At 71.8% G+C, this 24,613-nt stretch carries 23 protein-coding genes, 1 tRNA gene and 1 pseudogene; 17 read left to right on the forward strand and 8 right to left on the reverse strand.

All coding sequences use genetic code 11. From position 1 onward, the window contains the following. Together MKK68_RS29765 and MKK68_RS15060 are read left to right on the forward strand one after the other, a co-directional pair. A pseudogene (locus MKK68_RS29765) lies at positions 1–95 on the forward strand (porin family protein); the annotation flags it as partial. Between the two features lie 214 nt (positions 96–309). After that, a complete protein-coding gene (locus tag MKK68_RS15060; protein ID WP_147728242.1) occupies positions 310–1,056 on the forward strand; it encodes a DUF2076 domain-containing protein in 747 nt (248 codons plus the stop codon). Between the two features lie 121 nt (positions 1,057–1,177). Here MKK68_RS15060 and MKK68_RS15065 read toward each other — a convergent pair whose 3' ends face one another. Further along, positions 1,178–1,939: a L,D-transpeptidase gene (locus MKK68_RS15065; RefSeq protein WP_244030978.1), complete on the reverse strand. Its 762-nt coding sequence runs from the start codon at positions 1,937–1,939 to the stop codon at positions 1,178–1,180. Between the two features lie 246 nt (positions 1,940–2,185). Here MKK68_RS15065 and MKK68_RS15070 point away from each other — a divergent pair, with 246 nt between their 5' ends. The 4 genes from MKK68_RS15070 to moaD all read left to right on the forward strand — a co-directional run bounded on the left by MKK68_RS15070 (position 2,186) and on the right by moaD (position 6,067). Further along, entirely contained in the window at positions 2,186–2,914 is a 729-nt protein-coding gene (locus MKK68_RS15070) for a chemotaxis protein (RefSeq protein WP_244030979.1), read from the forward strand. A 75-nt stretch (positions 2,915–2,989) separates the two neighbouring features. Then, positions 2,990–5,059, forward strand: coding sequence for an excinuclease ABC subunit UvrC (gene uvrC, locus MKK68_RS15075; RefSeq protein WP_244030985.1), 2,070 nt, complete (start codon positions 2,990–2,992; stop codon positions 5,057–5,059). A 72-nt stretch (positions 5,060–5,131) separates the two neighbouring features. Next, positions 5,132–5,731: a CDP-diacylglycerol--glycerol-3-phosphate 3-phosphatidyltransferase gene (pgsA, locus tag MKK68_RS15080; RefSeq protein WP_147844136.1), complete on the forward strand. Its 600-nt coding sequence runs from the start codon at positions 5,132–5,134 to the stop codon at positions 5,729–5,731. Positions 5,732–5,815: 84 nt separating this feature from the next. Continuing rightward, positions 5,816–6,067, forward strand: a complete 252-nt coding sequence (moaD, locus tag MKK68_RS15085; protein ID WP_147728238.1) for a molybdopterin converting factor subunit 1 — start codon at positions 5,816–5,818, stop codon at positions 6,065–6,067. 40 nt (positions 6,068–6,107) lie between these two features. Here the strand turns inward: moaD and cmk are convergent, their stop codons facing one another. Beyond that, positions 6,108–6,734, reverse strand: a complete 627-nt coding sequence (gene cmk, locus MKK68_RS15090; protein ID WP_244030988.1) for a (d)CMP kinase — start codon at positions 6,732–6,734, stop codon at positions 6,108–6,110. Between the two features lie 26 nt (positions 6,735–6,760). Next, positions 6,761–8,110, reverse strand: a complete 1,350-nt coding sequence (aroA, locus tag MKK68_RS15095) for a 3-phosphoshikimate 1-carboxyvinyltransferase (RefSeq protein WP_244030990.1) — start codon at positions 8,108–8,110, stop codon at positions 6,761–6,763. 342 nt (positions 8,111–8,452) lie between these two features. On the opposite strand from aroA, the gene MKK68_RS15100 reads away from it, so the two are divergent. Next, positions 8,453–8,528: transfer RNA gene (locus tag MKK68_RS15100), tRNA-Ala, on the forward strand. Positions 8,529–8,900: 372 nt separating this feature from the next. Further along, positions 8,901–9,119, forward strand: coding sequence for a hypothetical protein (locus tag MKK68_RS15105; RefSeq protein WP_244030991.1), 219 nt, complete (start codon positions 8,901–8,903; stop codon positions 9,117–9,119). Between the two features lie 39 nt (positions 9,120–9,158). On the opposite strand, the gene pcaD is transcribed toward MKK68_RS15105, so the two are convergent. Next, entirely contained in the window at positions 9,159–9,932 is a 774-nt protein-coding gene (gene pcaD / locus MKK68_RS15110) for a 3-oxoadipate enol-lactonase (RefSeq protein ID WP_244030992.1), read from the reverse strand. Between the two features lies 1 nt (position 9,933). Next, a complete protein-coding gene (locus MKK68_RS15115) occupies positions 9,934–10,779 on the reverse strand; it encodes a 3-keto-5-aminohexanoate cleavage protein (protein WP_147859419.1) in 846 nt (281 codons plus the stop codon). Positions 10,780–10,956: 177 nt separating this feature from the next. On the opposite strand from MKK68_RS15115, the gene aroQ reads away from it, so the two are divergent. The 3 genes from aroQ (at position 10,957) to MKK68_RS15130 (ending at position 12,627) form a co-directional block, all read left to right on the forward strand. Next, complete coding sequence (aroQ, locus tag MKK68_RS15120) at positions 10,957–11,412, forward strand: type II 3-dehydroquinate dehydratase (protein ID WP_147844049.1); 456 nt, start codon at positions 10,957–10,959, stop codon at positions 11,410–11,412. A gap of 140 nt (positions 11,413–11,552) precedes the next feature. Further along, positions 11,553–12,107 carry a hypothetical protein gene (locus MKK68_RS15125; RefSeq protein WP_244030993.1) on the forward strand — a complete coding sequence of 185 codons (555 nt, stop codon included), beginning with the start codon at positions 11,553–11,555 and terminating at the stop codon, positions 12,105–12,107. An 88-nt stretch (positions 12,108–12,195) separates the two neighbouring features. After that, positions 12,196–12,627 carry a DUF2147 domain-containing protein gene (locus tag MKK68_RS15130; RefSeq protein WP_147726843.1) on the forward strand — a complete coding sequence of 144 codons (432 nt, stop codon included), beginning with the start codon at positions 12,196–12,198 and terminating at the stop codon, positions 12,625–12,627. Positions 12,628–12,631: 4 nt separating this feature from the next. Here the strand turns inward: MKK68_RS15130 and alaS are convergent, their stop codons facing one another. Further along, entirely contained in the window at positions 12,632–15,310 is a 2,679-nt protein-coding gene (gene alaS / locus MKK68_RS15135; protein ID WP_244030994.1) for an alanine--tRNA ligase, read from the reverse strand. Between the two features lie 279 nt (positions 15,311–15,589). Between alaS and MKK68_RS15140 the strand changes: the two genes are divergently transcribed. From MKK68_RS15140 to MKK68_RS15160, 5 genes are all read left to right on the forward strand, one after another. After that, complete coding sequence (locus MKK68_RS15140; protein WP_147843539.1) at positions 15,590–16,786, forward strand: transglycosylase SLT domain-containing protein; 1,197 nt, start codon at positions 15,590–15,592, stop codon at positions 16,784–16,786. 230 nt (positions 16,787–17,016) lie between these two features. After that, the gene (locus MKK68_RS15145) at positions 17,017–17,550 is read left to right on the forward strand and encodes a response regulator (protein WP_147726851.1); all 534 of its coding nucleotides are present in this window, start codon (positions 17,017–17,019) and stop codon (positions 17,548–17,550) included. A 161-nt stretch (positions 17,551–17,711) separates the two neighbouring features. After that, a complete protein-coding gene (locus MKK68_RS15150) occupies positions 17,712–18,611 on the forward strand; it encodes a transglutaminase N-terminal domain-containing protein (RefSeq protein ID WP_147726837.1) in 900 nt (299 codons plus the stop codon). A 68-nt stretch (positions 18,612–18,679) separates the two neighbouring features. After that, entirely contained in the window at positions 18,680–19,498 is an 819-nt protein-coding gene (locus MKK68_RS15155) for a transglutaminase-like domain-containing protein (protein WP_147726835.1), read from the forward strand. A 139-nt stretch (positions 19,499–19,637) separates the two neighbouring features. Further along, positions 19,638–20,309 carry a L,D-transpeptidase gene (locus tag MKK68_RS15160; RefSeq protein ID WP_147843537.1) on the forward strand — a complete coding sequence of 224 codons (672 nt, stop codon included), beginning with the start codon at positions 19,638–19,640 and terminating at the stop codon, positions 20,307–20,309. Positions 20,310–20,522: 213 nt separating this feature from the next. On the opposite strand, the gene MKK68_RS15165 is transcribed toward MKK68_RS15160, so the two are convergent. Together MKK68_RS15165 and MKK68_RS15170 are read right to left on the reverse strand one after the other, a co-directional pair. Beyond that, positions 20,523–20,837 carry a hypothetical protein gene (locus MKK68_RS15165; RefSeq protein WP_244030995.1) on the reverse strand — a complete coding sequence of 105 codons (315 nt, stop codon included), beginning with the start codon at positions 20,835–20,837 and terminating at the stop codon, positions 20,523–20,525. 163 nt (positions 20,838–21,000) lie between these two features. Further along, a complete protein-coding gene (locus MKK68_RS15170; protein ID WP_147726829.1) occupies positions 21,001–21,489 on the reverse strand; it encodes a phasin in 489 nt (162 codons plus the stop codon). A 227-nt stretch (positions 21,490–21,716) separates the two neighbouring features. On the opposite strand from MKK68_RS15170, the gene MKK68_RS15175 reads away from it, so the two are divergent. Next, positions 21,717–24,479 (forward strand): PAS domain-containing protein, encoded by a 2,763-nt coding sequence (locus tag MKK68_RS15175; RefSeq protein ID WP_244030997.1) that lies wholly within the window; start codon positions 21,717–21,719, stop codon positions 24,477–24,479. The last annotated feature ends 134 nt before the right edge of the window (positions 24,480–24,613 follow it).

Below are 24,613 nucleotides of genomic sequence, written 5' to 3' on the forward strand. Positions count from 1 at the left end.
GCGTGACCGTCGTGCAGAGCGGCCTGAACCGCAACAACAGCACCGAGTTCGCTGTCGTGCGCGCCGGCCTGAACTACAAGTTCGGCTCGTACTAGGACCTGCCGGATCCGCCGCGGCTCGCCCAGAGCCGCGGTTCGACCCGACCCGAGAAGCCCGGCCGAAAGGCCGGGCTTTTTTCGTCGCACGATCGCATCGTCCTACGGCGAAGATTTCTTCGCCGCCCCTGACAAACCTCGGGCGTGCTCCCCATCTTGGAACTGGTCCATGCGGCGCACGATGCCGCGGGTTCGATTCGAGGAGGACGACTCCATGAACAGCGAAGAACGCGACGTCATCTCCGGCATCTTCCAGCGGCTCGAGCAGGCGTCCAGCCAGCCCCGCGACGCGGATGCCGAGCGCTTCATTGCCGACAAGCTCAGGGCCCAGCCCTATGCGCCCTACGCGATGGCGCAGCTGATCTACGTGCAGGAGGAGGCGATCAAGAGCCTCAACCAGCAGCTCGAGCAGGCCCGCCAGCAACAGGCGCAGCCGCAATCCTCGGGTGGCGGCGGGTTCCTGTCGAGCATCTTCGGCGGCGGTTCGCAGCGCCAGGATCCGCAGCCGCAGCAGCGGGCGGGCGGCGCCTGGGGCAACCAGGGCGGCGCGCCGCAGGGTTACCCGCAGCAAGGGTATCCGCAGCAGGGCTACCCGCAACAGGGGTATCCGCAGGGCGGACCGCAGCAGGGCGGCCCGTGGGGCGGCCAGCAGCAGGCGCCGGCTCGCGGCGGCGGCTTCATGGCCACGGCCTTGCCGATGGCGGCCGGCGCGGCCGGCGGCATGCTGCTCGGCAGCGCCCTCTCGAACGCCTTCGCCGGCGGCCATTCGAGCCTCGGCAGCGCGGCGGCGGCCGGCCTCGGCGGCGGCACGACGGTCGAGAACAACTACTTCGGCTCGGACGCCGGCGGCACCCAGGATTTCGGTGCGCCGCTCGGCGGCGGGAGCGACACCGCCTTCGACGGCGGCAACGACGATTTCGCCGGCGATCTGGGTGGTGGCGACGACAGCGACTGGGCCTGATCGCGCGGCCCGATCCGGGCGCGGCCCGCTCGGATCGGGCCGGATGACATGCGTCCGACGACGTCGAAGGCTCGGGTCGCTCCTCTCGGCGATCTGAGCCTTCTTGCGTTCGATCCCGCGGTCACATCACCTCGACCCGCGTCCCCACCGGCACGCGTTCGTAGAGGTCGACCACGTCGTCGTTCATCATCCGGATGCAGCCGGACGACACGTTCTGGCCGATCGTGTGCGGCTCGTTGGTGCCGTGGATGCGATAGAGCGACGAGCCGAGATAGAGTGCCCGCGCACCGAGCGGATTGCCGGGGCCGCCTTCCATGTGGCGCGGCAGGTCCGGCCGGCGCGCCAGCATCTCCGGCGGCGGCGTCCAGCCCGGCCACTCGGCCTTGCGGCTGACGGTCTTGAGGCCCGACCAGGCGAAGCCCGGCCGCCCGACGCCGATGCCGTAGCGCATCGCCCGGCCGCCGGGTTGGACGAGGTAGAGATACTTCGACGGCGTATCGATCACGATCGTGCCCGGGCGCTGGGGACCGGAGAACGCGACCTCCTGCCGGGCGTAGCGCGGATCCGGCGCGCGGGCGATGCGGTCGCTCTCGGCAGGTGGGTCGGCCTGGGCGGGCAGGCCCTGAGGCAGCGCCGCGTAGGCTCGCGATGCGACGCCATAGGGTTCGATCGGATCGCCGGATCGTGCCGACGCGCCTGCGTAACCCGGCCGGGCCGGCGCAACGGGGCGGGCACCGCCGCGTGGGGCGACGCCGCCGGTGACAAGGTATTCGATCAGGCCGCCGCCGTATCCGTCGGGCTCGGCATAGCGCGCCTGCGCCTGGACCGCCCCCGACCAGACGGATGCGGCAAGCGCCGCCCCCACGCACCAACTCGTCCGCATCGCCGCACTCCCGCACCACGGCCGGGCTCGATGCCGGCCGTCATGGTTGAGAGGGTCGGACCGGGACGCGCGACATTCGATGAAGGAACGTGGTGAATCGGTCGCGGACGGGCTTCGCTGCCCCGGTCGTCACGAAGCAACGTGAATCGACTGTAAATCTGACCGAATGCTTTCGATCTTCAGCAAACTGCAACCGTTCCCGGTCCTAGATCGGATCCGGGTTTCCAAGACGGCCGGTTCGAACCGATGACTCACAAGCGCTACCGCATCGAGGACAGCCTCGGCCTCCCGCCCGCGGCGGGGACGACGATGTCCAGTGCCGGGCCCGTGGAGGGCGGGGCGCGCCTCGACGAGATCCTCTCGGCGATCCAGGACCTGCGCCGCATCACCCAGTCGAGCGCCGGCGAGACCATCGAGGCGTGCCGCCGCGAGCTGTCCGAAGCCTTGGCGATGCGCTCCGAGCTCGACGTGATGAAGGCGGCGATCACCAACACCCGCGACGAGATCGCGGCTCTGTATCACTCCGAGTCCAACGGCAAGGGCATGCGCCGCGCCGCCGACGAGCTGGGCGCCGTGGTCGGGTCGACCGAGCGCGCGACGTCGACGCTGCTCACCGCGCTGGAGGAGATCGAGGCGAGCGCCAACATCCTGCGAGCCGGCAACCTCGGCAAGGGCGGCCAGGACAAGGTCGACGTCATCCTCGACCGCGTCATCGTCGCCTACGAGGCCTGCAATTTCCAGGACCTGACCGGCCAGCGCATCAGCAAGATCGTCAACGTCCTGAGCTTCGTCGAATCCCACCTCGACCGCATGATCGCCGCCTGGAGCGGCCTCGACGGGTTCCGCGACGTGTTCTCCGCCGGCCCCGCCACCGTCGTCGATCCGGACGACGAGCGCTCGCTCCTGAACGGCCCGAAGCTCGACGAGGATCCGGGCCACGTCGACCAGTCCGACATCGACGCGCTGTTCGGCTGAGGGCCGAGGTCCGCCGGCACGCCTTTGCGCATCGCGCCCCTTCCCTCGCCAGTTCCGCGGGCTTAGATCACGGCGATGAGCCGGAGAGTCCCGTCAGGTCGCGCCACCGAGGATCTGCCCCAGGAGGCTTTCGACGACGAGGCTTTCGACGAGGAGCGGGACGAGGCCGAGCCGGCGCAGGCCGACGAGGCGCCCGAGATCGACTTCGATTTCGAGCCCGGCGCCGTCGAGGCCGGCACGGAGGTGATCCGCCGGTTCTGGACGACGCTGCCCTCCGGGCCCGGCGTCTACCGGATGTTCGATGCCAAGGGCGACGTGCTCTACGTCGGCAAGGCGAAGAACCTGAAGGCCCGGGTCGGCTCCTACGCCCGCGGGCAGGCGCATTCCAACCGCATCGCGCGGATGATCTCGCAGACGGCGGCGATGGAGTTCGTCACCACCGCCACCGAGACCGAGGCGCTGCTGCTCGAGGCGAACCTGATCAAGCAGCTGAAGCCGCGCTTCAACGTGCTGATGCGGGACGACAAGTCGTTCCCTTACATCCTCGTCACCGCCGACGGCCCGGCACCGCAGATCGTCAAGCATCGCGGCGCCCGCCGCCGCAAGGGCAGCTATTACGGCCCCTTCGCCAGCGTCTGGGCGGTGAACCGCACCGTGAACGCCCTGCAGCGCGCCTTCCTGCTGCGCACCTGCACCGACAGCTACTACGAGAACCGCACCCGGCCCTGCCTGCTGTTCCAGATCAAGCGCTGCTCCGGCCCCTGCACCGGCGAGATCGCGCTGGAGGATTACGCCGGCATGGCCGACTCGGCCAAGAACTTCCTCGCCGGGAAGTCCAATGCGGTGAAGGACCGGATGCGCACCGAGATGCAGGCGGCCTCCGACGCGATGGAGTTCGAGCGTGCGGCCCGCTTCCGCGACCGGATCAGCGCGCTCTCGGCGATCCAGGGCGTGCAGGGCGTCAACACGCAAGGGGTCGAGGAGGCCGACGTGTTCGCCCTGGACGAGCAGGCCGGGCAGTTCTGCATCGAGGTGTTCTTCTTCCGCAACTTCCAGAACTGGGGCAACCGCGCCTACTTCCCCAAGGCCGACCGATCGATGACCCCGGACGAGGTGCTGGGCTCGTTCATCGGCCAGTTCTACGACACGATGCCGGCGCCCCGGCTGGTGCTGACGAGCCACGCGGTCGAGGATGCGGAGCTGGTCGCCGCCGCGCTCTCCAGCCAGGTCGCCTACCGGGTCGAGCTGCACCAGCCCCAGCGCGGCGAGCGCAAGGCGCTCGTCGACTACGCCCAGCGCAACGCCAAGGAGGCGCTCGGCCGCCGGCTCGCCGACACCGCGTCGCAGGGCAAGCTGCTGGTGGCGCTGGGCCAGGCCTTCGCCCTCGAGAAGACGCCGCGGCGGATCGAGGTCTACGACAACTCCCACATCATGGGCACCAACGCGGTCGGCGGCATGGTCGTCGCCGGCCCGTCCGGCTTCATGAAGACGCACTACCGCACCTTCAACATCAAGTCGGAGGAACTGACGCCCGGCGACGATTACGGGATGATGCGCGAGGTGCTGCAGCGCCGCTTCAAGCGCCTGGTCAAGGAGGCGCCGCGCACCGTCGCCGAAGCCGCCTTCGCCGCGGCCGAGGGCGGTCCGGCGGAGCCGGTGGCCGAGGCGCCCGAGGATGCCGACGCGTTCCCCGCCTGGCCCGACCTCGTGCTCATCGACGGCGGCAAGGGCCAGCTCGACGCCGCGCGCAAGGCGCTGGAGGAGATCGGCGTCGCCGACGTGGCGCTGGTCGGCATCGCCAAGGGGCGCGACCGGGACGCCGGCCGCGAGACCTTCTTCATCCCCGGCCGGCCGGCGTTCAAGCTGCCGCCGCGCGATCCCACGCTCTACTTCGTGCAGCGCCTGCGCGACGAGGCGCACCGCTTCGCCATCGGCACCCACCGGGCCAAGCGCAAGCGCGAGCTGGTGCGCAACCCGCTCGACGAGATCGCCGGCATCGGCCCGAGCCGCAAGCGCGCGCTCCTGCACCAGTTCGGCACCGTGAAGGCGATCGAGCGGGCGGCCTACGAGGACCTCGCCAAGACACCGGGCGTGAACGCCGCCACCGCGCGCGCCGTCTACGACTTCTTCCATGCGGGCGGCTGACGCATGAGCGACGGCATCGGCGACGCATCGGAACGGTTGACGCTCAGGCAGGCGCATGATTTCACCGGCCCGATGAACGCCGTCCTCCCCCGACGCCGGTCGCAGGCCTGGACGCTCGCGAACTGCCTGACCTACGGCCGCCTCGTCGCCGTCCCGGTGATGGTCGCGCTGCTGTTCTGGCCCGACGCGATCACCATGCGCTTCACGGCGCTGGCGGTGTTCGTGCTCGCCGCGATCACCGACTACCTCGACGGCTACGTCGCTCGCACCTACGCACAGAGCTCGGCGCTCGGCCGGATGCTCGATCCGATCGCCGACAAGCTGCTGGTCGCCGCCTGCCTGCTGATGCTGGTGGCCGACCGCACCATCGTCGGCGCCTCCGTCTGGGCGGCGATCGTGATCCTGTGCCGCGAGGTGCTGGTCTCGGGCCTGCGCGAGTACCTCGCCGAGCTGAAGGTCGGCGTGCCGGTGAGCAAGGTCGCCAAGTGGAAGACCACGGTGCAGCTCGTGGCGCTGGGCTTCCTCGTCGCGGGGCCGGCCGGCGAGACGATCCTGCCCGGCACCGAGCGGATCGGCCTCGTCCTGCTCTGGCTCGCCGCCGCCCTGACGCTGTGGACCGGCTGGGACTACATGCGCGCCGGCATCAAGCACGTGATCGACGATCCGCGATAGGGTGATCCCGCCAGGCTTCCTCGCCCGCTGCGGCAGAGGGAGAAGCGACCTCGTGCATCGGGTGCGACCCGAGGAAACCGAACCATGAAGCTCGTCTATTTCGCCTGGGTGCGCGAGCGCGTCGGACGCCCCGAGGAGACCGTGACGCCGCCGGCGGAGGTCGCGACGGTGGGCGACCTGATCGGCTGGCTCAAGGGGCGGGGCGAGGAATACGCCCACGCCTTCGAGAAGGACGGCGTGGTCCGCGCCGCGATCGACAAGGTCCACGCCAAGCCCGACGCACCGATCGCGGGCGCGCGGGAGATCGCGTTCTTCCCACCGATGACCGGCGGCTAGGACCGACGCAGGGCGAGCGCCACCACCGCCCCGGTCATCGTCACTGCGCGCGGGCGCGGTCGACCACCGCGCGGGCGGCGGCGAAGGCCTCGTCGGCGTCGAGATGGGTGGTGTCGAGCCGTACCGCGTCGTCGGCCGCCCTGAGCGGCGCCGTGCTCCGCGCCGCGTCCCGGGCGTCCCGCGCCTCGATGTCGGCGAGGATGGCGGCCAGCGTCGTCGTCTCGCCGCGGCTCTCGAGCTCGCGGTGGCGGCGGCGGGCGCGCTCGGCGGCGTCGGCGGTGATGAACAGCTTCACGCGCGCGTCCGGGCACACCACCGTGCCGATGTCGCGCCCGTCGAGCACCGCGCCGGCGCTGGTGCCGGCGAAGCGCTGCTGCCACGCGAGCAGGGCCGCGCGCACCGCCGGCACCGCCGAGATGCGCGAGGCCGCCTCCCCCATCGCCCGGTCGCGCAGGCGCGGGTCGGCGAGGCGGTCGGCGATCAGGCCCTCGGCCGCCCGCGCCGCGGCGGCCTCGTCGTCGAGGGAAGCGCCGGCGTCGAGCAGGGTCAGCGCGACGCCGCGATAGAGCAGGCCGGTGTCGAGGTGGGGCAGGCCGTAGTGCCGGGCGAGGCGCTGGGCGAGCGTGCCCTTGCCGGAGGCGGCCGGGCCGTCGATGGCGATGACCATGGCTGTCGGGTTGTCGGGCATCGGGCCTATTCCCCGATCCCGGCGCCGAGCGCCTGCATCGTCGGCAGGAAGCTCGGGAAGCTCGTGGCGATCATCGCGCCGTCGTCGACGGTGACCGGCTCAGCGGTGGCCAGCCCCATCACCAGGAACGCCATGGCGATGCGGTGGTCGAGATGGGTCGCGACCGTGCCGCCCCCGGGCGGCGCGGCGCCGTCGCCGTGGACGAGGAGGTCGTCGCCCTCGATCAGGTGGGCGACGCCGTTGGCCTTGAGCCCGGCGGCGACCGCGGCGAGGCGATCCGATTCCTTGACCCGCAACTCGTGCAGGCCATTCATCCGCGTGGTGCCATGGGCGAAGGCGGCGGCGACCGCGAGCACCGGGTACTCGTCGATCATCGCCGGCGCTCGCTCGGCCGGCACGTCGACGCCCTTGAGGCGGCTCGCGCGCACGCGCAGATCGGCGACGGTCTCGCCGCCCTCCTCGCGCTCGCGCAGGCGCTCGATGTCGGCGCCCATCTCGATCAGCGTCGTGATCAGCCCGGTGCGCAGCGGGTTCATCATCACGCCCTCGATCGTGATCTCGGAGCCGGGCACGATCAGCGCCGCCACCAGCGGGAAGGCGGCCGACGACGGGTCGGCCGGCACCACCACCTCGGTGCCGCGCAGCGTCGGCTGGCCGGTGAGCGCGACCGCGCGGCCGTGGCCGTCCGGCCCGTGCGGGGTGACGGAGACCTCGGCGCCGAACAGGCGCAGCATCCGCTCGGTGTGGTCGCGGGTGGCCGCGGCCTCGATCACCGTGGTGGTGCCCGGGGCGTTGAGGCCGGCGAGGAGCACCGCGGACTTGATCTGCGCCGAGGCGGCCGGCGTCTCGTAGCGGATCGGGATCGCCTCGCGCGGGCCGCGCAGCGTCAGCGGCACGCGGCCGCCCTTGGCCTCCGCGAGCACCTGGGTGCCCATCAGCCGGAGCGGATCGAGGATGCGGCGCATCGGCCGGCTGCGCAGGGAAGCGTCGCCGTCGAAGGTCGCCGTGACCGGCTGGCCGCCGACGACGCCCATCATCAGCCGCGAGCCGGTGCCGGCATTGCCGAAGTCGAGGGTCTCGGCCGGATCGGACAGGCCGCCGATGCCGACGCCGCGCACCACCCAGCGTCCCTCCCCCAGGCGCTCCATGGAGGCGCCGAGCGCACGGGCCGCGGCCGCGGTGCGCAGCACGTCGTCGCCCTCCAGCAGGCCCTCCACCCGCGTCTCGCCGATGGAGAGCAGGCCGAGGATCATCGCGCGGTGCGAGATCGACTTGTCGCCCGGCGGCCGCAGCCGTCCGCGCAGGGGCGCGCCGGGCGCGGCGGAAAGCGGGGTCGGCTCGGAATCGTGCGACACGGGCGGTCAACTTCGCGAGGGATCCGGGCCGGGGCCGCGGGATCGCCAGAGGAGGCGCTGAGGCGCCGAAAAGCCGGTGCGACGCGTGGCGCCGCGCGGGAACATGGGGCGGTCGGTTATCACGCGCGCCGCGATCCGTCATCCGAGCTGCGGCGCCGATCCGACGGTCCGCCGCCGCCCTGGATGCATCGAATGTCGCCGGCGAACGATCGCCGATCGCTTTTCCGCAAAAAGGGGGTTGAGTCCGATCCGAGGCCCGCCTATAGAACCGCCCTCGCCGGACGGCATCGCCGGGCCAGCGAGACACCAGCGCGGACCTCCAGAGCCGCGGTGGACGAGAGTGGGGCCTTAGCTCAGCTGGGAGAGCGCTTCCATGGCATGGAAGAGGTCATCGGTTCGATCCCGTTAGGCTCCACCACTCTCCCTCTCAGACCCGGATACGGTTGTCCGAGAGGGGTTCGGCATGGACGATGTTCCATCGCTGCCCCATACGATCTTGTACCGACATCCCGTACGATAGGCAGGCCGCCGCCACGTCTGCGACCGAGACCAGGTACGGTTTCTATCTGCCGTCGAACGGCGCGGTTTTCAGAAGAATCTGCCGTTACGGGCTGACGTCGGGTTCGCCGACGCTGGTGACTGCATCACGCGCGGATGACGTCGCGTGCCCATTGTCGACCGATCGCATCGACCCTCACGGCTCGCGTCGACGGTCGTCGCGCGAGGGAGGCCGGAACCGAACCGCCGATCGCGACCTTACATCTTCAATCACTGGTTGTGTGAGGCTGTGATGGTTGCGATCGTGATGGCGGCGGTCTTCGGCGCGGGGCTGTCGATCCTGCTCCTGGCCAAGTTCGGCCTCCTCATGGCGCTGCTGGCGATCCCCCTCGGCGGGAGCACCGCGGGCATGGCGGCCGCGCTCGGCCTCGCCGCGGCGCGCGATCGGCGCCCGCCGAACCGGATCAGCCGGAGACCTGCGATGGCGCGGCCCGTCACCATCGTCCGCTGACGCCGCAGCTCGCACCGCGACGCCGCTTTCGGCTGGCGCCTACCGGTGCCGGTCGAGGAACTGCGCGAGGTAGGCGCCGGCCGCGTCCGGTCGCTCGACGGCGAGGAGGTGGGCGGCGTGCGGCAGCGTCACCAGTTCCGCCTGGGGGATGCCCCGGCAGATCTCCTCGGCCATCGCGGGCGGCGTCGCGGGGTCCTCGCGGCCGGCGACGACCAGCGTCGGGGCGGTGATGGCCGGCAGACGCGGGCGCAGGTCCATGCGCCCGATCGCGCCGCAGCAGACCGCGTAGCCGGCCGCATCGCAGGCCGTGAACGCCGTGCGGATCGGCGCGACCACCTCCGGATGCCGTTCGGAGAAGCCCGGCGTGAACCAGCGGCCGAGGGTCGCCGCGACGATCGCCTGCGGTCCCGCCTCGCGCACCGTCGCGGCGCGCGCGTTCCAGCTCGCTTCGCTCGGCATGTGGGCGGCCGTCGCCATCAGGGTCAGGCTCGCCACGCGGTCGGGCGCGGCGCTCGCCAGCGCCTGCATCGTCATGCCGCCGAGCGACAGGCCGACGGCGTGGATGCGGTCGATGCCGAGCCCATCGAGCAGCGCGAGCAGGTCGCCGGCGAGATCGTCGATCTCGGCCGGCGCGTCCCGCGTCGCCGAGCCGCCATGGCCGCGGGTGTCGTAGCGCAGGATGCGGTAATGGTCGGCCAGGTGCGGCACCACCGCGTCCCACATGGCGAGCGTCGTCCCGAGCGAGTTGGAGAACGCCACCACCGGTGCGTCCTCCGGGCCGGTGAGGATGTGGTTCAGAGGCTGGTGAGCCATTTCAAGCCGCCAGCCCGAGGGCGGCGCGGGCCTCGGCCGGTGTCGCCGGCCGGCGGCCGTGGCGGCGCACCGCCTCGGCGGCGAGCCCGACGAGCTCGGCGTTGCTCGCGGCGAGCCGGTCCTTGGCGATGCGGATGTTGTCCTCGAGCCCGGTGCGCACCGCATCGGCGCCGCGCGCCAGCGCCCACTCCATCACCACCGCCTGGTTGCGGCCGATCCCGGCCGCCGTCCAGGTCGCCCCGGGCAGGATGCGCCGGGTCTCGGCCAGCAGGATGTCGAGCAGGTGCTCGTCGGCCGGCATCGCGTTCTGGACGCCCATCACGAACTGCACGTGCGGCCGCGCGTCGATCAGGCCGGCCTCGACGAGGCGGCGGGCGCCGTGGAGGTGCGACAGGTCGAAGATCTCGATCTCCGGCCGCACGCCGAAGCGCGTCATCTGCGTGGCGAGGTCGGTGACGAGGGCGGCCGGATTCTCGTAGACGATGGTCGGGAAGTTGACCGAGCCGGTCGAGAGCGAGGCCATGTCCGGCCGGTGCTGCAGCGAGAGACCCCGGCTCGCCGGGTCGCGCCCGCGCCCGCCGGTGGAGAACTGCACCACGAGGCCGGGGCAATGCTTGCGCAGGCCCTCCTGCACGGCGGCGAAGCGGTCGGGATCGGAGGACGGGGTCTCGTCGTCGTTGCGCACGTGGATGTGGGCCAGCGTCGCCCCCGCCTCGAAGGCCTGGTGCGTCGACTCGATCTGCTCGGCCACCGTCACGGGAAGCGCCGGGTTGTCCGCCTTGCGCGGCACCGAGCCGGTGATCGCCACCGCGATCACCACGGGCGCGCTGGTCTCGATCTGGCTCATGGTCCCTCCGTGGCTCGGCCGCGTCCTCGCGCGATTCTCGCGGGATGTAGACCGCCGCGCCCGCGCGCAAAGCCCGGGGCGGAGACAGCGCCGCCGCTCTGTCGGCCCGCTTGATGCCGCGGCCGCGGCGGTTCATGGGTCGAGCGTCCGTGCGCGGACCGCGCGAAGGAGGATGTCATGAGCCGTCTCGTCACCGTGCTGAACGGCCCGAACCTGAACCTCCTCGGCCGGCGCCAGCCGGAGATCTACGGCCACGAGACCCTGGCCGACGTCGAGGCCGCCTGCCGGGCGCTCGCCGGCGAGCTCGGGCTCGCGCTGCAGTTCCGGCAGTCGAATCACGAGGGCGCGCTGATCGACTGGATCCACGCGGCGCGGGACGAGGCCGCCGGCATCGTCATCAACCCGGCCGCCTTCACCCATACCTCGGTGGCGCTGCTCGACGCGCTCAACGCCTTCGACGGCCCGGTGATTGAGGTTCACATCTCGAACGTGCACAAGCGCGAGGCCTTCCGGCACCACTCCTACGTCTCGCTGCGCGCCGACGGCGTGATCGCCGGCCTCGGCACCGAGGGCTACGGCCTGGCGCTGCGCCGCGTCGCGACGCTGATCGGCCAGGCCGAAGCGGCGCGCTGATGCGGGACGGGACGGTGGGCCGGGCGGGCAGCGCGCACGCGGCGCATGGACGGTTCGGCCGCCGATGCCTATGGCGTAGCGCGAGCCCGCCTCCGTCGGTCCGGGCGCTCCTCCTGCTTGCGATGGCGATGTTCGGTTCGATGCGTCCCGTCTCGGCCGAACCGGTTCCGCCGCCCGAGGCGACGACGGGACTGATCGAGGCCCTCCAGGCCCGCATCCTGTCCGGCCACAGCGCGACCGCGGTGCTGGAGGCGTGGTGCGCCGAGCGCGGCCTGTCGGCCGAGCCGCACCTCGTCGCCCGCCGGGTCCCGGAGGCCGAGAAGCCCCTCGACGCGGCGCAACGCAAGCGTCTCGGCCTCGCGCCGGACGAGCCGGTCCGCTACCGGCGCGTCCGGCTCGCCTGCGGCGTCCACGTCCTGTCCGAGGCCGACAACTGGTACGTGCCGGGCCGGCTGACGCCCGCCATGAACGCGGCCCTGGACGAGACCGACGCGCCGTTCGGCCGGGTGGTGCGCCCGCTCGCGCCGACCCGCCGCAACGTCGCGCTCCGCCCGCTCCGCGATCCCGGCGCCCCCGCTCCGGGTCCGGACGACCCGCTGTTCGAGGTCGACGCGGTGCTCGCGACCGGGGCCGGCCTGCCGTTCTGCGAGGTCGCCGAGACCTATCTCGGGGCCGTGCTCGGGCGCGGACCTTAGCAGCCGCCGCTGCGTCTTGCGGGACTTCGGTGCGCACGGCTATTGCCGGGCCGATCGCCCGGACGGGCGGCACGCTCGGAGGATCCGCATGAGACCGGCAACTGTGTTCGCTCCCACCCTCTTCGCCGCCTGCCTCGTCGCGTCCTGCCTCGTCGGCAGCGGCGCGCAGGCGCAGAAGGCCGCCGACCCGGCCGGGATCTGGCTGACCGAGACCGGCGACTCGAAGGTGCGGCTGACGCGGTGCGGCGCCGGCTTCTGCGGCACCATCGTCAGCACTGCGGGCAAGGGCCTCGACGCCAACAACCCGGACCCGGCCCTGCGCACCCGCAGCGTCGTCGGCGTCCAGATCGTCAACGCCACGAGCCCGTCGGGCGACGGCTATTCCGGCACCCTCTACAACCCGAAGGACGGGAAGACCTATTCCGGCTCGCTCAAGATGACCGGCCCGAACGCGATCGAGGTCTCGGGCTGCGTGATGAGCGTCTTCTGCAAGCGCCAGACCTGGAAGCGGGTGGGCTGAGCCGTCAGCCCGCCGCCACCGCCGCGGTGATCGCGTCGAGGGCGGCCTTCGCGCCGGCGCCCTCCGGGCCGCCGGCCTGGGCCATGTCGCGGCGGCCGCCGCCGCCCTTGCCGCCGAGATGGCCTGCGCCGGCCCGCACCAGGGCGACGGCGTCGTAGCGCTCGGTGAGGTCCGGGGTGACGCCGACCACGAGGCCGGCCTTGCCGTCGGCGCCGACGCCGACGATGGCGACGATGCCGGAGCCGAGCTTCTGCTTGCCGGCATCGGCCAGGCTCTTGAGGTCGCGCATCTCGACGCCCTCGATCGCCCGCGCCATCAGCTTGATGCCGGCCACCTCGGTCGCCTCGTCGCCGCCTCCGGCGCTGCCGCCCATCGCCAGCTTCTTGCGCAGGTCCGAGACCTCGCGCTCCAGCCGGCGGCGATCCTCCAGCAGCCCGGAGAGCCGGTCGGACACCTCCGCCACCGGCGCCTTGAGCTGGGAGGCCAGCGCCCCGAGGGTGCGGCTCTCCTCGCCGCGGTGGCGGCGGGCGGCGTCGGCGGTCATCGCCTCGATGCGGCGCACCCCGGCGCCGACCGCGCTCTCGGCGAGGATCGTGATGGTGCCGATGTCGCCGGTGCGCGCGGCGTGCGTGCCGCCGCAGAGCTCGATCGAGAAGTTCGGCAGGCGGCCGCCCTCGATCTCCGTGCCGGCATCGTCCACCGGCCGGCCCATGGAGACGACGCGGACCTCGTCGCCGTACTTCTCGCCGAACAGCGCGCGCGCCCCGGACTCGATCGCCTCGTCCACCGCCATCAGCTTGGTCACCACCGGCACGTTCTGCAGCAGCACCGCGTTGGCGAGGTCCTCGACGCGGGCGAGCTCGGCCGCCTCGATCGGCTTCGGGTGGCTGATGTCGAAGCGCAGGCGCTCGGGGGAGACCAGCGAGCCCTTCTGCGCGACGTGGTCGCCAAGCACCTGCCGCAGGGCCTCGTGCAGCAGATGGGTGGCGGAATGGTTGGCGCGGATCGCGGCCCGGCGGGCGTGGTCGACCTTCAGCTCGACGGCCTGGCCGAGGCTCAGGGTGCCCGCGTCCACGGTGACGTGGTGGACGAACAGGTCGCCGAGCTTCTTCTCGGTGTTGGTCACGCGGGCCTTCAGCCCCGGCGCGGCGAGCGCGCCGGTGTCGCCGACCTGTCCGCCGGATTCGGCGTAGAACGGCGTCTGGTTGGCGATGAGCAGCCCGCTCTCACCGGCCTGCAGGGCCTGGACCTCGGCGCCGTCGCGCAGCAGCGCCGTCACGACGCCCTCGGCGCTCTCGGCCTCGTAGCCCAGAAACTCGGTGGCGCCGGTCCGGTCGCGCACCGAGAACCACACCGTCTCGGTGGCGGCCTCGCCCGAGCCCGACCACGCCGCGCGCGCCGCCTGCTTCTGGCGCTGCATCGCGAGTCCGAACGCCTCCGTGTCGACGCCGATGCCCCGGGCCTTCAGGGCGTCCTGCGTCAGGTCGAGGGGGAAGCCGTAGGTGTCGTAGAGGGTGAAGGCGGTCTCGCCGGCGAGGTTCTGGCCGGCGGCGAGGTCGCGGGTCTCGGCGTCGAGGATCGCGAGGCCGCGCTCCAGGGTGCGGCGGAAGCGTGTCTCCTCGAGGCGCAGGGTCTCGGAGATCAGGCTCTCGGCCCGCACCAGCTCGGGGTAGGCCTGGCCCATCTCCCGCACCAGCGTCGGCACGAGGCGGAACATCGCCGGCTCGCGCGAGCCGAGCAGCTCGAGGTGGCGCATGGCGCGGCGCAGGATGCGGCGCAGCACGTAGCCGCGGCCCTCGTTGCCCGGCAGCACGCCGTCGGCGATCAGGAAGGAACCGGCGCGCAGGTGGTCGGCGATCACCCGGTAAGAGGCGACGTTCGCGGGCTCGGGCGGGCGGCCGACCGCGTGCGACACGGCGTCGATCAGCGACCGGAACAGGTCGGTCTCGTAGTTCGAGGTCACGCCCTGGAGGATCGCGGCCATGCGCTCCAGGCCCATGCCGGTGTCGATCGACGGCCGCGGCAGGACCAGCCGGTTGCCCGGCTCGACCTGCTCGTACTGCATGAACACGAGGTTCCAGAACTCGAGGAAGCGGTCGCCGTCCTCGTCGGGCGAGCCGGGCGGGCCGCCGGCGAGCCCCGGGCCCTGGTCGATGAAGATCTCCGAGCACGGCCCGCAGGGGCCGGTGTCGCCCATCTGCCAGAAGTTGTCCGAGGTGCCGATGCGGATGATCTTGTCGTCGGAAAAGCCGGCGATCTTCTTCCAGAGCGTCGCCGCCTCGTCGTCGTCGGCATAGACCGTGACGAGGAGCCGGTCCGGCTTGAGGCCGAACTCCTTGGTGATCAGGGTCCAGGCCAGCTCGATCGCCTGCGGCTTGAAGTAGTCGCCGAAGGAGAAGTTGCCGAGCATCTCGAAGAAGGTGTGGTGGCGCGCGGTGTAGCCGACGTTGTCGAGGTCGTTGTGCTTGCCGCCGGCGCGGACGCATTTCTGCGCCGTCGTCGCCCGCACGTAGGGCCGCTTCTCGACGCCGGTGAAGACGTTCTTGAACTGCACCATGCCGGCGTTGGTGAACATCAACGTCGGGTCGTTCTTCGGCACCAGCGAGGACGACGGCACGATCGTGTGCCCCGCACCCGCGAAGTAGTCGAGGAAGGCCGACCGGATCTCGTTGACGCCGCTCATCGGATAACTCTGTGCTGGGCCGGGCTTTTTCGCGCGGCGACGCCCGGCCGTCCCGGGCCGTTCGTCGCGGATGCGCCCTCATACGGAGGGACGGGCGCCAAGTCACGGGCTCACATCGCGCCCCACCATCGCCGGAGGAACGGGTGATGGCCGGCCGGCCCCCGGAAACCGCCGGCACGACCGGAATGGTCCAGCCTCGGCCGTGTTGTCGCCACATCTGTCAAGCCAGATCGGGGGGTGGCGCCGCAATCGGCGCGAAACCGGGATTTTGGGACGCACATGCAGGGCCGCACCGTCGGAACGTCTCGCAAGGCCATCGCGTCCGGCTCCGCCGCCGTCGGCAAGGGCGCGTCCAAATCGGCGTCCACGGGCCGCTTCGGGGCGGGCGCCACCGACTGCATCACCCTTTCCGCCCCGGTCGGCCGCGGCCACGGCAGCCGTCCGGCGCTCGCCCGCTCCGTCCTGTCGATGTCGCTGTTCGCCGGCGCGCTGAGCGCGCTGCTGATCGGCTCGGGCGTCGAGCTCGGCAAGATCGGCCTGGAGAATGCGGTGTCCTCGGCCCAGGCCGCCACCGAGATCCCGATGCCCCGCCCCCGCATCCAGGTGAGCGCGCTGCCGCCCGTCGTCGCCGAGCCGCCGGTGGTGCTGCGCGCCTCCTCGGCCTTCGCCGCGGTCCACGATCTCGACACCGAGCTCGGGTCCAACGCGGTCGACCGGGTCTCCTACGACTTCCTGCTCTCGGAGAGCGCCGGCGGCGACCCGAACGACGTGCTCGAGTTCGGGCCGATGAAGATCCGTCGCCACATCGTCCAGACCATCGTCCGCGCCGCCCAGGCCGTGCAGACTGACCCGGTGCTGCTGATGGCGGTGGCCGACAAGGAGTCGAGCTTCATCACCGCCGTGCAGGCCAAGACCTCCTCGGCCACCGGCCTTTACCAGTTCATTGAGCGGACCTGGCTCGGCTGCGTGCGCGACTTCGGCGCCAAGTACGGGATGGAGAAGGAGGCGGCGCTGATCGTCGCCGATTCCAACGACCGGCCGACGGTGACGGACGCCGCCGAGCGCACCCGGATCCTCGAGCTGCGCCGCGATCCCTACCTCTCGGCGCTTCTGGCGGGCGAGATGCTGAAGCGCGATGCCGCCCGCATCGCCCTGCGGATCGGGCGCGAGCTGTCTCTGGGCGAGGTCTACCTCGCCCACTTCCTCGGGCCGGACGATGCCGAATCGTTCCTCGCCCAGGTCGTCGACAAGCCCGGCGCCGCCGCGGCCAAGCTGCTTCCGGGCCCGGCGCGGGCCAACCGCTCGATCTTCTTCGCTTCCGAGCGCAACCGCCGCCGCAAGGCCGCGAGCCTGTCGGTCGCGCAGGTGCACGAGAAGTTCGAGGCGATGATGAGCGCCCGCGGCGCGCGCTACCGCGACGTCCGCGCCGTGTCGGGCGTGATGGCCTACGCCGACGCCGACGCGGCCGCCCGCTAGGATCGGCCGCCCCAGGTATCTCGGGCGCTCCAGGTATCGGGCACCTCGGGGATCGGCCGTCCGCAAGGATCAAACGGCCGCCTGAATCGTGAAGCAGGCGCAACTGACTGCGCTTTCCCGACTTCTTTCTTCAAGCGACTCCGCATCCGCGGCCCGCGACGCGAAGACTTCGGGGGAAGTTCTTGACCAAACCGCTCCGACACCGGCCCATCGACACGCTGAGCCCCGACATACCCCTCGACCGGATCGGGGAGACGCTGGCGTCGTTCTACGACAGCCTCGTCGCCGAGGGCGTGCCGGAGCATCTGGCTGCGCTCGTGCGCAAGGTCCGGCAATCCGAATCCGACGGCGACGTTGCGAAGCCTGCGGCGCCCCCTGCCCCGCGGGCCGAGCGGATCGCCCTCGTCGTCGAGGACAATCCCCAGGTTCGCGGCCTCGCCGAGGCGCTGCTCGAGGAGACCGAGCTTTCGGTCGTCGGCTGCGACAGCGCCGAGGCGGCGCTCGCGGTGCTGCAGGCACGGGGCGGCGACGTCGCCCTGGTCTTCGCCGACGTGCGTCTGGCCGGCGAGATGGACGGCCTCCAGCTTGCCCATGCGGTCGCGACGCTGTGGCCGCGGGCGCGGCTCGTCATCACGTCGGGCCACTGCGTCGGCCGCCCCGAGATCCCGCCTGAGGCGGTGTTCATTCAGAAGCCGTGGCGCGCCTTCGACGTGCTGGTGGAGGCGGAACGGGCCGTCGGCGAGCCGGCACCGCCGATCCTCTGACGCCGGCCCTGCGCGCTACCCTTCGCGTCGACGGCATCGTCCGGCTCCGCATGGAACGCGGCATCGGCCGCTTCGATCGCCGTCCCGGACCGAAACGGGCATGTGGGCGTGAAATTTGCAGCACGGACGTCGCACCGGCGCATCCGCGGAGTGTTACGTCCTTGCCGATCCTGTCCGTCCGGCACCTCACCGTGTACCGCTACCGCCGCCCGGTCTCCTTCGGCGAGCACCGGATCATGTTCCGCCCGCGGGACAGCTACGATCAGCGCCTGATCGAGGCGACCCTCGACATCGACCCGCTACCGGCCAGCGTGCGCTGGATGTTCGACGTGTTCGGCAACTGCGTCGCGATCGCGAGCTTCGACACGCGCAGCGACACCCTGCGCTTCACCTGCGGCATCACCCTCGACCATACGCCCGAGCACGCCCCGGTCTTCCCGCTGGCGCCGCACGCGACCCACTACCCGTTCGGCTACGGCGTCGAGGACATGCCCGACCTGTCGCGCTCGATCGAGCGGCAATGGCCCGACACGCACCACGTGGTCGACGCCTGGGCGCGCAGCTTCATCCCGGCCGACGGCCGCATCCCGACACAGGACCTGCTCGCCGACATGACCCGCGGCATCCGCCGCAACTTCACCTACCTCGCCCGCAGCGAGAAGGGCGTGCAGGACCCGGTGACGACGCTCCGCCTGAAGCGCGGATCGTGCCGCGACTTCGCGGTGCTCATGATGGAGGGCGTCCGCTCCCTCGGCATGGCGGCGCGCTTCGTCTCCGGCTACCTCTACAATCCGCGCAACGACCGCGACCGCCACGTCGGCGGCGGCTCGACCCATGCCTGGGTCGGCGTCTATCTTCCGGGGGCCGGCTGGATCGAGTTCGACCCGACCAACGGCATCGTCGGCAATCGCGACCTGATCCGCGTCGCCATCGCCCGCGACCCGCGGCAGGCGGTGCCGTTGCACGGGTCGTATTTCGGTCTGGCGAGCGACGACCTCGGCATGCGCGTCGACGTCGCCGTGACCGAGAAGCCGGCGCTGGAGCTCGCCCCCGCGCAATAGGGGTACCGACACGCCGGTGCGGGCATCATGAACGTATGCTTCGTTGAGGAAGGTTGGCAGGTGGCGCGATGAAGATCAGGACCGGTTTCGATATCGCCTTCGATTCGGCGCAGCCGATGCCGATGATCCTGATGCTCAGCGTCCACCCGTCGCGGCTGCCGGACCTGCTGTCGCCGCAGGCGATCGCCTTCGATCCGCCGATCCCCTGCCACCAGTATGAGGACGGCTTCGGCAACATCTGCCATCGCATCGTCGCGCCGCCCGGGCTGCTGACGATCTCGGCCGATTTCACGGTGCAGGATTCCGGGCAGCCCGACGCGTTCGTGCCGGATGCGCGGCAGATCCCGGTGCAGGACCTGCCCGACGAGGTCCTCGTCTACCTGCTGGGCTCGCGCTACTGCGACACCGACAAGCTTTCGCAGACCGCGTGGTCGTTGTTCGGCAGCACGCCGGAAGGTTGGGCGCGCGTCCAGGCGATCGTCGACTACACCCACGAGCGCATCCGCTTCGACTACATGCGCGCCGACGCCACCCGCAGCGCTCATGACGGCTTCATGCAGCGCGAGGGCGTGTGCCGCGACTTCGCGCACCTGGCCGTCACCTTCTGCCGCTGCATGAACATCCCGGCGCGTTACTGCACCGGCTATCTCGGCGACATCGGCGTTCCGAAGGATCCGGCGCCGATGGACTTCTCCGCCTGGTTCGAGGTCTACCTCGAAGGTCCGCAGGGCGGGTGCTGGTACACCTTCGATGCCCGCCACAACACGCCGCGCATCGGGCGGATCGTGATGGCGCGCGGGCGCGACGCCACCGACGTCGCGATCACCACCAACTTCGGCTACGCGCCCCTCGCCCGCTTCGACGTGCACACCGACGAGGTGGCGTGATCGCGCGCCCTCGATCGGCGCGATGACGTCTTCGCGGCTTACGTATTCCCACGCTCCTGAAATCTTCGCCGGCCCGTGGAACCCTCTGCCTATGCTCACGCTTGTAATAGCAAAGGTTACTGCACAGGTAGGCCACATCATGAAGACCTCAGCCACCGCTCTCGCCGCCCTTCTCGGACTCTCGATTGTTGCCAGCGTGCCGGCCATGGCCGCCTCGACCTACGATCCCTTCGGCACCGATGCCGGATACGAGGAAGATCAGTCCTACGGTTACCAGGGTACGCAGAGCCGTGACTATTACGGCCAGCGTCCCGTCTACGAGCCGGGCTACGGCCAGGGCGTGCAGGCCGCGCCGCAGGCGCAGGTCCAGCCGATCCAGCGCGAGATCGTGGCGTTCAACGGCAACTATGCTCCGGGCACGGTCGTCGTCTCGACCGCCGAGCGTCGCCTGTACTTCGTGATGCCCAACGGCGAGGCGATCCGCTACGGCGTCGGCGTCGGCCGTCCCGGCTTCACCTGGTCGGGCACCAAGACCGTGACCGCCAAGAAGGAGTGGCCGTCGTGGACGCCCCCGGCCGCGATGATCGCCCGCCGCCCCGACCTGCCGCGCTACATGGCCGGTGGCATCGAGAACCCGCTCGGCGCCCGCGCCATGTACATCGGCAACACCGAATACCGCATCCACGGCTCGAACGAGCCGGACACGATCGGCCAGGCCGTGTCCTCGGGTTGCATCCGGATGACCAACGACGACGTCACCGACCTCTACGAGCGCGTGAAGGTCGGCGCCAAGGTCGTGGTCCTGAACTGATCCGACAGCGCACCTGTCTGCGAAATCATGAGGGCCGCGTCATCCGAGAGGGTGGCGCGGCCCGTCTCGTCTGAACACCTCGGCGCCGCTTCGCTCGGCTCAACGGGGCCGAGCCCTGCGCCGGCGATCCGGCGCAGCCGCCGATACGGAGACGCGGAAGGCGTCGGGCGCGCATTCGAGGCCTCCGCCTCGCGGTGCGAAGGCGGTCGCGCGTCAGGGCACGACGCGGCCGACCGCCGTCTGCGGCTGGCTGAACGAGGCGATCGGCATGTCGCAGAAGCAGCGCGCGCCCAGTGGCCGCGGGCCCGGAAGCGGGCAGGAATAGGGTTGCGGGCCGGTCAGGCCCTGCTGGACCGCATCGCAGTTCAGGCCGACCGGGCGGGCCGGGGCCGGCCGCTCGCGCCGCCGGGGGTAGGCCGGGCGCTCGTCGTACCCGCGGGGCGGCGCGTCGTAATACTGGGCGTCGGCGGCCTGCACGGCCAAGGTCGTGAGCAGGGCGGCGAGGCCGAGGCGTGTGATCTGTCGCATGGCATCCCTATCGGCGGAACGTCGGAACCCTGTTCGGGCCGATGCAGGCATGCTCGCGGAAACCCGGCGAAAACGAGACGGCCCGCCCCCGACGATCGGAGGCGGGCCGGTGAGCGATTGCCGGTGCCCCGTCCCCCGGAGGGGCGGGCATGGTTTGAAGGGCTCAGTGCGTCGCCTTGTTGGCGGCGTCCTGTGCATCGTGCGCCGCCTGCTTGGCGGCATCCGTGCCCTGCTCCATCGCCTTGCGGGCGTTGTCGGCACCTTCCTGCATCACGGACTTCGCGCGCTCGGCACCCTGCTGCATCGCGCTCTGGGCGAGACCGCCGAAATCCTTGGCTTGCGCCTGGATCGCGGCGAACTGGCTGCGCACGAACTCGGCCTGATGCTGCATCGCCTCCTGCACGTCCTTCGAGCGGACGAGCTTCTGGGCGAGGTCGAAGGCGGCGTTGACGTTCTGCTCGGCATACTCGAAGCCGCGGGCGGACACGTCCTTGACGCTGGTCCGGGTCGCCTCGGTGGACCCGGTCACGGTCTCCGCGGTGCGGCGTGCGGCGCCGATGAAGCTGTCGAAGGCCTTGCGGGCCTGGTCGACGCTCTTTTCGGCGAAATCGCGCATCTCGGTCGGGACTTCGTAGGTCGGGGGGGTGCTCATCGCTCGTCTCCTCTCACGTTGCCGGTTGATGCATCATTGTGCGCTGCACAATAACACAGGTATCATCGTACGCCACCCGGCGAGGCAGCATTAACGTTGATGCGAGGTAAACGTGTGACGGGCGCGAGAAAGGTCCAGCACCCTTCGGCGCTCCGCCTACAATAAGCACGGTACAATCATATTTCCGTAACCGAACGGGCCGGGACGCGGCCGATGGGGACACTTCGTTGAACGTTGGCGACAGCACGCGTGCAGGCCTCACGGCCGCTCTGGAGGCCTGGGCGGGCGATCCCGTCCTCGCCGCGACGCTGGCTGATTCGGCGCGGGCCTACCTCGTCCTCGACGGGGCCGCGACGGCGATCCTGCATGCCTCCGCCGCGGCCGGCCCGTTCCGCGACGCGGTCTCGGACGACGCCGGGACGCTGAACCCGGCCCTCGCCGGCCAGATCCGTGCCGTCGGCGGCACCGCGCGGCCGCGGCTGGTGCGCCTGCGCCTCGATCCGCGGCGGATCGCGCCGCCGACCGCCTGCCTGATCGCCGGCGGCACGATCGACGGCGCCCCCGCCCTGCTCCTGATCGCGGTCGGCCCCCTCCCCGCCTTCCGCCCGCGCCCGGTTCCGCCCGCGACCACGGATCGGCCGGACGATCACGTCATGCCGGCCGCTCCGGTCGCGGCCGCGGCGCCGATCGCGCTCGATCCGGGCGACGCGGTCGTGCCCATGGCCGGCGATCGCTTCGTCTGGCGGAGCGATGCCGCGGACCGCCTCGCGACGATCTCCGGGGCATCGTTCGGGCCGCTCGCGCCGCGCCTCGTCGGGCACAGCTGGGCCGACCTCGCCGGGGCCGGCCGCTTGCGCGATGCAGACGCGTTCCTCGCCGCGGTCGGATCCCGGCGCACGTTTCGGGCGCTGCCGGCCGTGCTGGACGCCGGCCCGATCGGTGCGCTCGCCCTCGACCTGTCCGGCGCCTGCCTCGGCCGCAGCGGCGACACGTTCTCGGGATTGGGCGGGTACGGCGTGGTGCGCGCGGTATTTGCACCGTCGGCAGCGTTGGAACCCCCGACCGATGCGGCGCAAGCCGGTCCGGATCCGGTCGTCCCCGTTCCCGATCCCCAGCTGCCCGACGCCGTCTCCCCGCCTGACGCGGAGGCGGGCCGCCCGGGCTCCGCGGGAGCCGATCGCACGCTGCCCGACATCCGCAAGGCCGCGTGGCCGCCGGCGACGATCACCGCCGCCCGCTTCGGCAGCCCTTGGGCCGGCGATCCATTCGCGCGCGATCCCTGGTCCGGTGCCCGCGGCCCGGCGCCGGTGCCCGATATCGACGCCGCCCCTGCGCCGATCGCGGTCCTGCCGGACCCCGAGCCGGCGCCCGTCGAGCAGAGCCCGCCCAGCGAAAGCCCGGTCGCGGTGCAGGAGGGCGCCGACGCCGCCCTGTCGGTGACCGAGCACGCGGCCTTCCGCGAGATCGCCCGCGCGCTCGGCGCCCGCTACGCCGGCGACGACGAGATCCGGGACCCGGCCGACGCCGCGGACGCGCGCGGCGCGAGCGGAGCGGTGATGCCGTTCCCGACGCTCAGGGCCGTGGAGCCCGAGACGCCGGTGCAGCCGGACGGCGTCGCTCCGCCCCTGGACGACCTCCCCCTTTCGATGCTGATCCACCGCGGCGACGCGGTGCTGGCGGCCAACCGCCGCCTCCTCGACCTCACCGGATACGCCGACCTCGCGAGCCTTCAGGCCGCGGGCCTCCATCGCCTGTTCCCCTGGCTTGCCCCGGCCGACCGCGCCGCCGGTGCCGCCGCCTCCGCCGGCCCGCGCATCGTCGAGACCGCGCAGGGCGGCAGCCGTCCGGTCGCCATCGAGCGCGGGCCGACGACCTGGAGAGGAGAGCCGGCGACCTGCATGATCCTGCGCGTGGTCGACGAGGCCGATCCGGCCCGCGAGCGGGCGGCCGAACGCCTCGCCCAGTCGTTTCGCGACGGCCACGCCGCGGACGCGCGTGCGACCCTCGACGCCCTCGACGACGGCGTCGTCACCCTCGACCCGGCCTCCCGCATCGTCGCGATGAACCGGGCCGCCGCCGGCCTGTTCGGATGCGATCCCCGCGAGGTGGTCGGCACCGGCTTCGACACCCTGTTCGAGGCCGCGCAGCGCGACGCGGTGCGTGCCGGCATCGCCGGGCTCGGCACCGAGACGCGCATCGCCGCCGCCGGTGGTCGTCCGCTGACGCTGCGCGTGTCCGGCCGGGACGGGGCCCGCGTCGCCCTGCTGCGGCCTGCGCCCGACGATGCCGCGCGGGCGCGGCCGGACTTCGATCGCGCGGCCTTCCTCAATCGCCTCGATCGCGAGATCCGCACGCCGGTCGAGGGGATCGTCGGCCTCGCCGACGGCATCCTCGCGGAGCCGCACGGGCCGGTCGACGAACGCTACCGCATGACGCTGCGCGCGATCCGAGCGGCGGGCGACCACGTGCGCGGCCTCGTCTCCGACCTGATCGACATCGCCACCATCGAATCCGGCGGCCTCGCGCTGTCCGTCCGGCCGCTGCCCCTGAACGAGCTGGTCTCCGGCTGCGTCGAGCTGCTGCAGCCCGAGGCGGCGCGCGGGCGCATCGTCCTGCGCACCAGCTTCTCGCCGGATCTCGCACCGCTGGAGGGGGACGAGCCTTCCCTGCGGCAGGCGGCGCTGACGGTGATCGGCGAGGCGATCCGCGCGACGGCGGCCGGCGGGCAGGTGATCGTCTCGACGACGCCGGGCGAGCGCGGCGGCATCGCGCTGAAGGTGCGCGGCACCGGCCCGGGCGCACGCTCCGCCGAGCCCGAGGACGGGCACGACTCCCGCAGCGGCAGCGAGTCGCACGTCGCCGGGCTCGGATTGCCGCTGACCAAGGCCCTGGTCGAGGCCAATCACGGTTCGCTGCGCCTCTCGACCCGGGGCAACGACGGCACCCTGGTGGAGATTCTTCTCCCAGGAACGGAATTCCGGACGGGGTGAGTGGCACGCCGAGACAATCCCCGGCCTTTGTCAGAGGACCGGTTCGAAATTCGTCGTCACCGTTAGACTCTTCAAGCGGGGCCGTGCAGACCATCCCACCGAGGGACGACGGCGGGACTTAGGGTCGGGCTCGA

Source organism: Methylobacterium sp. E-016, from assembly GCF_022829745.1.
Classification (GTDB): domain Bacteria; phylum Pseudomonadota; class Alphaproteobacteria; order Rhizobiales; family Beijerinckiaceae; genus Methylobacterium.